This is a genomic window from Nitrospirota bacterium (assembly GCA_040757335.1).
Lineage (GTDB): Bacteria > Nitrospirota > Nitrospiria > 2-01-FULL-66-17 > 2-01-FULL-66-17 > JBFLXB01.
The window spans coordinates 126,719-137,394 of sequence record JBFLXB010000005.1; the positions used below are offsets into that span (position 1 = coordinate 126,719).

A 10,676-nucleotide genomic window follows, 5' to 3' on the forward strand; every position below is an offset into this window, starting at 1 on the left:
AGGCGCACGGGTGATCGACCGCTACAGTCGGCCGGCGATGCGAGCGTTGTGGTCCACGTCGCACAAGTACGAGACGTGGCTGCGGGTGGAACTGGCGGCTTGCGACGCCATGGCGGAGGAGGGGTTGATTCCCAGCGGCGCGGCGGCGGTGATTCGCTCGCGCGCCAGGATCAACGAAGCGCGGATCGAGGAGCTGGAGCGAGTCACGCAGCACGACGTGCTCGCGTTCGTCAACGCCGTGGCCGAAACCGTCGGCCCGGAGGGTCGCTTCCTCCACGAGGGGCTCACCTCGTCCGACGTGCTCGATACCGCTCTCGCGGTGATACTGCGCGAGGCCACGGCCGTCCTCCGGGACGATCTCGCCCGCCTCCACCTCGTGCTGCGGGAGCTGGCGTTCCGTCATCGCGACACGGTGATGATCGGTCGATCACACGGCGTGCACGGTGAGCCCATCACGTTCGGACTCAAGATCGCGGTCTGGTACGAGGAGGTGGGCCGCCACCGGCGCAGGTTGGAGCGTGCGGACGAGGAGATCGGGGTGGGCAAACTCTCGGGGAGCATGGGCACGTTCGCCCACCTGCCGCCGTCGATCGAGGCCCGGGTGTGCACGGCCCTGGGGCTCGTGCCCGACCCCGTGTCCTCTCAAATCATCCAGCGCGACCGCCACGCCGCGTATATGGCGTGTCTGGGACTGATCGCGGCGAGTCTGGAGAAGTTCGCGGTCGAAATCAGACACCTCCAACGGACCGAGGTGTTGGAGGTCGAAGAGTACTTCGCGGCCGGCCAAAAAGGATCGTCCAGCATGCCGCACAAGCGAAACCCGATCGGCTCCGAGAATATTTCCGGACTGGCCCGCGTGGTCAAGGCCAACGTGCAGGCGGCGTTCGACAACGTCGCGTTGTGGCATGAACGCGACATCTCCCACTCTTCGGTCGAGCGGGTGATTGTGCCCGATACGACCACGGTGTTGGACTACATGCTCGATCGCTTGACCACCTTGCTCGAGCGCCTGCAGGTCTATCCGGACCGGATGCGCAAGAACCTGGAGCAGACCGGAGGGCTCGTGTATTCGCAGCGCGTGATGCTGGCGCTCGTCGAACGCGGCCTTTCGCGGGATGAGGCGTACGCGATCGTGCAGGGTCTGGCCATGCGCGCGTGGAAGGGAGAGGGGACCTTTGTGGAGTTGGCGAAGGCCGATCCGACGGTGGCGGCGCGACTGGCTCCGGACGCGCTTGACGCGTGTTTCGATCCCGCGTACTTCGTCAGGCACACCGAGGAGATTTTCCAGCGCGTGTTCGGAGCAGCGCCATGAACGGACCGCTGCGGCCTTCGTCTTGCCGGTTGTAGGCTTCTACGTTAGTATTAGCTGCGTTCTGGGCCGAGGAGATCGCCGACTGCTCCCTCCACGGCGCCGCGGAGCGCGAGGGAGGCGATGTGAAGGCTCGAGTCTACGTGACGTACCGGCGGGGAATCCTGGATCCTCAAGGCAACGCGGTCGCGCGTTCCCTCGCCGCTTTGGGCTTCAACGAAGTTGATGACGTACGGATCGGCAAACTCATCGACATCGAGTTGCGAACCACCGATCGCGCGTCGGCCGAACGAATGCTCGACGAGATGTGCCGACGGCTGCTCGCGAATCCGGTGATCGAAGACTATCGTTACCAGGTGCTGGACGGCGTTGAGGCTGCGGAGCACCTCGCTCCCCCGAGGCCATGAGCCTTGAAGGACGTCTCGAAGACCTCGGTCTCCCCGATATTTTCCAAATCCTCAACCTCAGCAAGCGCTCAGGCGTCCTGACGCTCATCAAAAAGGACGGCATGGGCCGCGTGGTCTTCAACCAAGGCAACGTGGTCTACGCCAGCTCCGACAACAAGAGCCGGTTCGGATACGCGCTCCTTCAGCGCAACCTCATCACGCGCGGCGACTTGGAACGCGCCCTGAGCATCCAAAAGGCGAGAGCCGTCAAACGCCCCATCGGCACGATCCTGGTCGAGATGGGGGTCATGGGGCAGGAGCAGCTCGAAACCGAGCTGCGAACACACATCGTCGACGTGGTCCGCGACCTGATGACGTGGGCCGCCGGCACTTTTCAATTCACGCTGGGGAAATTCTCGGACGAGGGGGTGTTGATGCGCTCCGGAATCAGCGCCGAGTTCCTCCTGCTTGAAGGCGCGCGCCTCGACGACGAGGCCGACGGCGCGGACGGCGCCGACGCCGCGATCATGGACGAGCAGGAATCCGCCCCGCTCGATCGGGATCTCGACGAATCCACGCCCATGTCGCACCCCGTCGCCCCAACCGACGCGCATGAAAGCCTCGCGGGACTCGTGACCGGGGATGAACTGGGACAGGCGTTGCTGGGAGGTGGAGCACGCGCGTCTCGGCGAGACCTGGAGTTGTTGCCGGCCATGATTGAGGATCTGTCGCGGGCCGTGTCGGGCCACGATGTCATCTTGTTGATGCTGCGGTTCGCCGGAGAGCTGATGAATCGCTCGGTGATGTTCCTCGTGCGAGGGGAAACCGTGACCGGTTGGGGGCAGCTCGGCGTCGAGCGTGTCGACGAATCGGCTGATGAGATCGTTCGTTCGATCGCGCTGTCGCTCTCCGAAGCCTCGTCGTTTCGAGAGGTGGCTGACTCGCGCACGGCGTTGAAGGGGAAGTGGCCGGACCTGCCAGGGAACTCTTCGATCGTGGAACGGCTCGGAGGCTCATGGCCCGCCGAAAGTTTTCTGGCCCCGGTGATGACCGCGGAACGGGTGGTGGCGTTCCTATACGGGGACAACGTTCCGAACTCGGATCCGATCGGGGACACCGAGGGCCTGGAGGCGTTCCTGCGCGTGGCGGCCGTCTCCCTCGGTAAGACGCGGCTGCACCAGCAACTCGACCGAATCGAGAAGAGCGGTTCTTGACCCCTGTGCTATACTCAGGCGCGTGTCGAACGGGGCGCAGATGAAACGGGTGTTGGTCGTCGACGATTCGTCAACCACGCGCGCGTTGATCGTTGCCACCATCGAAGAGATGGATGGATTCGAAACGATCGAGGCGCCCAACGGCTTCGAAGCCCTCAAACGAATTCCGCAGCAGCCCCTCGACCTGATCGTGACGGATATCAACATGCCCGACATCAACGGGTTGGAAATCGTGCATTTCGTCAAACATCATCCGGACTACCGCTCGATTCCCATGATCATCGTCTCGACCGAGGGGAGCGACGAGGACGTCAAGCGGGGATTGGACCTCGGGGCCGCGGCGTACGTCAAGAAACCGTTTGAACCGGAGCAGCTCAAGTCCACCATTCGCCGGGTGGCCAACGTCTAGTCGTGGCGGCGCGGACTAAAGACGAGACGCTGCGCGAGTTTCTCGCGGAATCCGAAGAGCTCCTCGACACGCTCCATCGTAACCTCGCCGCCATCGAGCACGCGCCCGACTCGATCGGCCCCGAAACGCTCAACGCGCTGTTTCGCGCGGCCCACACCCTCAAGGGGATGTCGGGCGTGATGGGCCTCGCCGCGGTGTCCGACCTCGCGCACTCCCTCGAAGACGTGATGGATCGCCTTCGCATGGGAAAGCTGGCCATGAGTCGCGCGCTGCTGGATCTGCTGGCCGACGGGGTCGAGGGGTTGGAGCGCCTGATCGCCTCCGCCTCGGGAGGACAGGCGCCGACCGACACCGGGACCCTCGTAGAACGGATCCGAAGGGCGATGGACGCGCCGCAAGCCGCGGCTTCCGCCGCTCTGCCGCCGGGACTCGACCCGGAGATCGTGAAGGTCCTCACCGAATACGAACACCACCGTCTTCAGGAAACCCTGAAAGCCGGGCGCCATCTGTTCGAGGTTCGGGCCCACTTCCGTTTTGAAGACTTTGACAAAGCGCTCTCAAAGTTGACGGCAAAGCTTCAGTCGGCCGGCGAAGTCATCACCACCCTTCCCAGCTCGGGGGTATCCGCGAAGGACGGGATCGGATTCACGCTGCTCGTGGGATCCCAGCGCGACCGGAACGCCATGGCCCAGCTGCTGGCGGATGAGGCCGTGGAGCTGGTCTTGGTCGGTGAGCAGGACCCGGGTCCCGCCAAACCGGCGCCCGCGCCGGAGGCCGAGTCGGCGTCGACCCGAAGCCTCAGCCAGACGATCCGCGTAGACATCGCCAAGTTGGACGGACTGCTGAACATGCTCGGCGAGTTGGTCTTGTCCAAGTCCGTCATCGCCCAAATTTCCAAGGACCTGCTCCAGAACGGCGGGTTGGTAGGGCCGGCCATGGAACTGCATAAGGCCGCACAGGCTTTGGAACATCGGGTTTCGGGCCTCCAGGAAGGGCTGATCGAAGTGCGGATGATTCCGGTCGCGCAACTGTTCGACCGCTCGATTCGTGCGATCAAGAAGATCGCACGCGATCTCGGTAAAGACATCCAGGTGGTCACGTCGGGTGAAGAGACCAAACTCGACAAGTCGATGGTCGAAGCCATCGCTGATCCGTTGCTGCATATGATTCGCAATGCTCTGGATCACGGGATCGAGTCAAAGGACGAGCGGCGAGCGGCGGGTAAGCCGGACGTGGGGACCATTCATCTCAGCGCGGCGCAGAAGGGTCACACCGTCAACATTACGGTCGCGGACGACGGGGCCGGGATCGATTTGGCCAACGTGTACCAAACCGCACTGACCCGGCAGCTCGCGGTTCCCGGAAGGGAATATAGTCAAAAAGAAATTCTCGATTTCTTGTTTCAGCCGGGTTTTTCCACCGCCGAGACCGTCACGGAGATATCCGGGCGCGGCGTCGGACTGGACGTCGTCGCTCGGCATCTTGCCAAGCTGAACGGGATGGTCGAGGTCACCACGCAACTCGGGCAGGGCACGACCTTCGTGCTGACCCTCCCGATCACGCTGGTGATCATCAAGGCGTTGATCGTCGGAGTCGGCCCCCACACCTACGCGATACCCATCAGTGCGGTGGCGGAAAGCGTCATGGTCGAAGCGAATCAGGTCGTCACGGTGGGGCAACGGCCGGTCATCCAACTGCGCGACCATTCCTTGGCGCTGTTGCGCCTGAGCGACCTGTTCGGGATCCCGTCCACGGAGCGTAAAGACAGCCGCCTGTACATTATCGTCGTGGGCTTGGCGGAAAAGCGCCTGGGGCTGGTGGTCGACACCATCGAAGGGCAACAAGAGATCGTCATCAAGGCCGTGGGATCCATGCTGCAAGGCATCCCCGGAGTCGCGGGCGCCACCGAGCTCGGGAACCGCAAGACCATCCTCGTCCTCGACGTCGGGTCGTTGATCGACGAGGCCGTGGGTCAACGTACCGCCGCCATGCCGCGCGCCGCGTAAGCCCCCGCGCCGGCCTTCCTCCCCTTCATGGTCGACCGAGCCTTGCCGATCGAGTCCTGCCCGGCAAAGACGTAGCCCGTCCGCAGCGCGTGACGGGTCGTTCCACCGCCAAATTTTGGCAGCTTCCTGTCCCCGCGTTACCCACTGTGCGTGCGCTCCCGCGGCGTCCGTCCGGGAGTCTTCGATTTTTCGGCCTTGGCGGCCGCCGATGATGGGCATGAGACTTGCTCTCTCTCGCCGCGCAATCCCACATTCCTGTGGGATGTGAGGGAGCCTGCGATGCTGCTGTATGGCCCGAATGAGGTGTGCCGGCGGGTGGGCTTGTCGGCCCGTCAGCTGGAGTATTGGGTGCTGATCGGCGTGGTGACGCCCGTGACGGAGCGCCACGGGACCAAACAATTCCGACGGTTTACCGAGCAAGACGTGCGGGTCCTCAAACGAGTCAAGGCGATGACGGACGAGGGGTTCCTGGTCAGTCGAGCGGCCGAGAAGATCCGGCAGGGTGCCGCGTGAAACGATCCGGCGGGCGAGTGTCCAAGCGGGGGGGCGCATCCTCGCAACGCACGGCGAAGGGCAAGCGGGAGCCGGCGCCGATCTCAGCCGCCCGAGTCGACGGGGAGTCACGCGTCGCAGCCGCCGCCACGCCCGCGGCACCCGACGAGGGCCATTCGGAGATCCTCTCAGCCGTGCTCCCATCCGACGCGCCGGGCGTCGGCGGATCTGCGGCGCCCCCGAGCGAGGCTCCGGCGCCGGTCGTCGCGGACTCGAACGCGTTGCCGCAGGCCGAGGGTGCGCCGCAACGGGCGCCTTTGAGCGCCGAGGGGGCGCCGGGAGCGCAGAGCAGCCGAGTCGAGGAGTTCCTGGGATTTCGCCTGGACCGGGAGGAATACTGCGTCTGGATTCGGTTGATCAAGGAGATCATTCGACCACCGGAAATCACGCCGATCCCGCGCAGCCCGGCGGATATCCTGGGATTGATTTCGCTGCGCGGGACCATCGTACCCATTTTCAATATTCGTCGGCGATTGGGGCTGCCGACCGGCGAGTTGGGGCCTAAGGCGCGGATCGTCGTCGTGATGCTCGATGCGGGTCCGGTGGGCCTGGTGGTCGATCACGTGACCGAGGTGATCAGTGTCGATCCGGGTGCGCTCGAACCGCCGCCTCCCACCATGGGGGAACAAGAAGCCTCGTTGGTGACGGCGACCGTAAGGCTCCACGATCGAATTGTCGGGGTCCTACATCTTGAACGACTCGTGGCGATCGAACCCCAGGCGTCGTTGCGGGCAGCGGCTTGAGGGGATACGAACGGTGAAGGGAGAGCCTACGATGGAACGTCGTGAGATTCGGTTCGGACTGCGGTTTAAGTTTGTCGCCATTACGAGCCTGTTGCTGCTCAGCGTGTCGACCGTGCTCACCGTGATGTCGCTCGTTCGAACCAAACAGTATTTGGAAGACGCGCTCATGAAGCGTGGGATTTCGCTGGCCAACAACCTGGCTCACAACAGCACCTATGGGATCTCGATCGGGGACTCGTCGAGTCTGGAGAGCTATATCAAAGGCGTGATGACCGAGACCGACGTGTCGTACGTCAAGATCCTGGACGGTCGAGGGATCGTCTGGGTCCACAGCGACCCGACCTTTCTGAAAAAGGTCGACGAGGATCCCATTGCCGCCAAAGCGCTCAGTGCGAGCGAGGGCTTCGTCGAGCACGTTGAAAAAAACGGGGAGATGCTGGTCACGGTCGTCCAACCCGTGCTGTTCGACACCGGAGCGCCCGGGATGTCGAGCGGGGCGGAAAAGGCCCGCATCGGAACCGTGGTGATGGGTCTGTCGACCCAAGCACTCCAGGCTAAACTGCGCAGCATTGTTTGGTGGAGCCTGCTACTGACCGCGCTCACGGTGTGCGCCGGGATCGGTGTGGCTTCGTATTTCGTCAAGACGAACATGGCGCCGTTGGAGCGCATGGCGGCGGCGGTCACGCGGGTGGCGGACGGCGATTTCACCCAAACCATGGCGGTGACGTCCAACGACGAACTGGGCATCTTGGCGGCCGGCTTCAACCAGATGGCCTCGAGTCTCAAGGGCATGATCCGGAAGGTTCAGGACGCGGCGAATGCGGTGACGGCCGCCTCGGATCAAATCGCCAACAGCAGCCAGAAGGTGACCGACGGCGCCAACGTGCAGTCGATCTCGACGGAAAAGACGTCGTCCTCCCTGGTGGAAATGAACGCGTCGCTCCGAGAGGTGGGCGAGGGGATCGAGGTCTTGTCGTCGTCCTCGGAAGCCACCTCGTCGTCAATTTTGGAGATGAGCGCGGCGATCAGCGAGGTCGCGTCGAATACGGCCGACCTGACCAAGTCGGTCGAGGAGACCTCGTCCGCGATCATCGAAATGTCCGCCTCCATCAAGGAGGTGGCGAACCACGTTGTCCTCTTGTCCACCGCATCGAGCCAGACGGCGTCGGCGATCACCGAGATCAACGCGTCGGTCAAAGAGGTCGAACAGAACGCCAAGGAGTCCGCGGGGCTTGCCGAGCGGGTGACGCGTGAGGCGTCGGACATCGGGATGTTGTCGGTGACCAAGACCATCGCGAGCATGGAAAAGATCAGCCAAACGGTCAAGAAGACCGCCGACGTGATCCACCAACTCGGCCAGCGGTCCGACCAGATCGGGAAGATCCTGACCGTGATCGACGAGGTCACCAAACAAACCAATCTCCTCGCGCTCAATGCGGCGATCCTGGCCGCGCAGGCCGGCGAGCAGGGGAAAGGGTTCGCGGTGGTGGCCGACGAGATCAAGAACCTCGCTGATCGAACCTCGGTGTCGACCAAAGAAATCGCCCAATTGATCGGCGCGGTACAAGCCGAATCTCGCGACGCCGTGGTGGCGATCCAGGACGGCTACGTTCGAGCCGACGAAGGGATGAAGATGGCGTTGGAGGCCGGCGAGGCGCTCAAGAAGATCGTGGAGCGGTCGACCCAGTCGAGCACGATGGCCCGCGGCATCGAACTGGCGACGGTCGAACAGGTCAAAGGCATCCGGCAGGTGACGGATTCGATGCGGCAGATCACCGAGATGGTCGAACAGATCGCGCGCGCCACCCAGGAACAGACCAAAGGGTCGGAACAGATTCGCGAGGCGGCTGAGCGGATGCGGGACATCACGCGTCAGGTTCGCCTGTCCACCGAGGAGCAGGCGAAAGGGAGCAAACAGATCACGCAGGCCGTCGAGAACGTCACGGACCGCGTCCAACACATCGCCGCGGCCGTACGGGAACAACGTCGGGGAAGCGAAATCATCATGAAGTCGGCCGAGGAAATCCAGCTCGTCTCGAAAGACAGCGCGGTCGTGGCCAAGCAAATGAGCGACATCGTGGGCGGCCTGGTGCGACAGGCCGAAACCCTGCGGGCGGAGGTCAACCGGTTCAAGGTGGCGTGATGGCGAGCCAACTCGCGTCTCCAGGGACTCGGTGCAAGTTGCTGCGTTTCGAAATCGACGATCGTTCGTACGTCGCCGACATCGAGCGCATCCGCGAGATCGTCTTCTACCGGCCGGCGATCCCGGTGCCGCATGCCCCGCCGTTCCTCCAAGGCCTCATGGATCTTCGGGGACTCGCGCTTCCGCTCGTCGACTTGCGCGAGCGCCTGGGGGTGCCCGCGGATCGCAGGGTTTCTCCCACCCATATTCTGGTGGTTCGACTGACGGACGACCTCGTCTCGGGCCTCATCGTGGACCGCGTGTGCGACGTTTTGGAGGTCGACCGCGACAGTTTCCAAGGACCGGACGGGAGCGAAGGGCGCGCCGCGATGTGCCAAGGGGTGTGCCGGGTCAAGGACGAGTTGGTGCTGGTCATCGACCTGGGGGCGGTGCTTCGAACCGAAGATTACACGATGCTCGCGGGGGTGCTGTGATGCGGATGTGGGGCTGGTTCCACGAACGGCTGTCGTCGAAGGTGGTATTGACCGCGTTGGCGACCCTGACGGTGGGTTTCTCGGTCATCCTGATCCTGCTCCAAACCAAGGTTCAGCGCGATCTGATCAACCACGAACGCGAAAAGGCGGCGCTGCTCGCCGCGTCGATCCACCTGAGTCTGGACAAGGACATGGTCGCGTTTCGTGCGGACATGGCGCGACACTTGATCGAAGACATGAAGGAGCTTCCGGGCGTCGTCCGCCTTCAGGTGGTGCGGGGCCAGGACGGCAAGGGGGTGGAACAAGGCTTCGTCGATCTCAAGACGATCGACGAGGTCAAGACCCGCGTGCCGGCGCGCCCGGAGTGGCTGGTGGATCATCCCAACATCATTCCCAATCGCGCGGACGGGGTGGACACGCCGGCGTTTCGCGACGCCTTCGCTCGGATCCTGGTCGATCCCATGAAGGCCGGTGACGAGTATTACTTCGAACGCATCGATGGTCGGGAGGTCATGACCTATCTCCGGCCGCTCCCCAATTTTCAGCGCTGTTACCTCTGCCACGGTTCCGACCACAAGCTGCGGGGAGTGTTGATGATCTCCTCCGCCACGGACCAAATGCGGACCGAGGTGAGCGGTAACCGTAAACAGCTCTTGTGGGGAGCATTCGGAACGATCACCGTCGTGGGCCTCCTGTTGCGCGTGTCGCTCAACCGCGGGGTGTTCACCCCGCTGCACCGGGTGGTTGAACGGATCAAAAACGTGAGCGAGGGCGAAGGAGACCTGACCAGCCGTTTGGACCTGTCGTCTCGGGACGAAATCGGCGCGCTGGCCGGCGGGTTCAACCGTTTCGTCGAGAAACTCGAGGTGATCATCCGGGAAGTGTCCGACATCAGTCGAACGGTTGCCGCCGCCGGACGCGAACTCGCCCGCGACGCGTCGGTGATCCAGACCGGGGTGGGGAAACAGACCACGGGCGTGGACGCCACGCTCCAATCGATGACCGACCTGCACGACGCGATCAAAGAGTTGGGGCAGGGCATGGAAAGCCTGTCGAAAATGATCGAGGAGAGCACGGCCGCGACCATGGAAATGGCGTCGTCGACCGACGAGATCGCGCGCGACGCCGACTCGTTGTCGGGGTCCGCCTCCGAGACGAAGCGCTCGGTGACCACGTTGGCCGAATCCATCCGTGAGATCGAAGGGGCGCTCGACGCGCTGTCGCGAGCCGCCACCGAGACCGCGGCGTTCACCGGGTCGATCGAACAGTCCACGACCCAGATCCGGACCAACATTCACGAGACGGTCGAGCTGTCCAACCGGGTGGGAGAGCACGCCCGAAGCGGTCAGGAGTGCGTGGAGCAGACGATCGAGGGGATCAATCGGATCAAAGTATTTTCCGACGAGGTGTCGTCGGTGGTGCGCCGCCTTCAGCGGCGCAC

The 10,676-nt window shown here is 63.6% G+C and carries 10 protein-coding genes; all 10 read left to right on the top strand.

Annotated elements, in window-relative coordinates; translation table 11 throughout:
• Nucleotides 1-10 precede the first annotated feature (10 nt).
• Nucleotides 11-1,312 (top strand): adenylosuccinate lyase, encoded by a 1,302-nt coding sequence (purB, locus tag AB1451_04910; GenBank protein ID MEW6682251.1) that lies wholly within the window; start codon nucleotides 11-13, stop codon nucleotides 1,310-1,312.
• 122 nt (nucleotides 1,313-1,434) lie between these two features.
• Nucleotides 1,435-1,716, top strand: coding sequence for a phosphoribosylformylglycinamidine synthase subunit PurS (gene purS, locus AB1451_04915; protein MEW6682252.1), 282 nt, complete (start codon nucleotides 1,435-1,437; stop codon nucleotides 1,714-1,716).
• Nucleotides 1,713-2,909: a DUF4388 domain-containing protein gene (locus AB1451_04920; protein ID MEW6682253.1), complete on the top strand. Its 1,197-nt coding sequence runs from the start codon at nucleotides 1,713-1,715 to the stop codon at nucleotides 2,907-2,909. Before purS ends, AB1451_04920 begins: the two co-directional genes overlap by 4 nt.
• Nucleotides 2,910-2,949: 40 nt before the next feature.
• Nucleotides 2,950-3,318 (top strand): response regulator, encoded by a 369-nt coding sequence (locus AB1451_04925; GenBank protein MEW6682254.1) that lies wholly within the window; start codon nucleotides 2,950-2,952, stop codon nucleotides 3,316-3,318.
• A gap of 2 nt (nucleotides 3,319-3,320) precedes the next feature.
• Nucleotides 3,321-5,324 carry a chemotaxis protein CheA gene (locus AB1451_04930; protein ID MEW6682255.1) on the top strand — a complete coding sequence of 668 codons (2,004 nt, stop codon included), beginning with the start codon at nucleotides 3,321-3,323 and terminating at the stop codon, nucleotides 5,322-5,324.
• Nucleotides 5,325-5,603: 279 nt separating this feature from the next.
• On the top strand, nucleotides 5,604-5,837 hold the full coding sequence (locus AB1451_04935; protein ID MEW6682256.1) for a MerR family transcriptional regulator: 234 nt from the start codon (nucleotides 5,604-5,606) through the stop codon (nucleotides 5,835-5,837).
• On the top strand, nucleotides 5,834-6,619 hold the full coding sequence (locus AB1451_04940; protein ID MEW6682257.1) for a chemotaxis protein CheW: 786 nt from the start codon (nucleotides 5,834-5,836) through the stop codon (nucleotides 6,617-6,619). The genes AB1451_04935 and AB1451_04940 overlap by 4 nt, the downstream gene beginning before the upstream one ends.
• A 31-nt stretch (nucleotides 6,620-6,650) precedes the next feature.
• Nucleotides 6,651-8,762, top strand: a complete 2,112-nt coding sequence (locus AB1451_04945; GenBank protein ID MEW6682258.1) for a methyl-accepting chemotaxis protein — start codon at nucleotides 6,651-6,653, stop codon at nucleotides 8,760-8,762.
• On the top strand, nucleotides 8,762-9,235 hold the full coding sequence (locus AB1451_04950) for a chemotaxis protein CheW (GenBank protein MEW6682259.1): 474 nt from the start codon (nucleotides 8,762-8,764) through the stop codon (nucleotides 9,233-9,235). Before AB1451_04945 ends, AB1451_04950 begins: the two co-directional genes overlap by 1 nt.
• A partial coding sequence (locus AB1451_04955; GenBank protein MEW6682260.1) for a methyl-accepting chemotaxis protein occupies nucleotides 9,235-10,676 on the top strand: 1,442 nt, incomplete at its 3' end. The genes AB1451_04950 and AB1451_04955, both read left to right, overlap by 1 nt.

Bases quoted from the DNA above. Each gene is read 5' to 3' on its own strand.
- AB1451_04920 (MEW6682253.1), top strand. From the start codon at position 1,713: ATGAGCCTTGAAGGACGTCTCGAAGACCTCGGTCTCCCCGATATTTTC.
- AB1451_04925 (MEW6682254.1), top strand. From the start codon at position 2,950: ATGAAACGGGTGTTGGTCGTCGACGATTCGTCAACCACGCGCGCGTTG.
- AB1451_04935 (MEW6682256.1), top strand. From the start codon at position 5,604: ATGCTGCTGTATGGCCCGAATGAGGTGTGCCGGCGGGTGGGCTTGTCG.
- AB1451_04945 (MEW6682258.1), top strand. From the start codon at position 6,651: ATGGAACGTCGTGAGATTCGGTTCGGACTGCGGTTTAAGTTTGTCGCC.
- AB1451_04950 (MEW6682259.1), top strand. From the start codon at position 8,762: ATGGCGAGCCAACTCGCGTCTCCAGGGACTCGGTGCAAGTTGCTGCGT.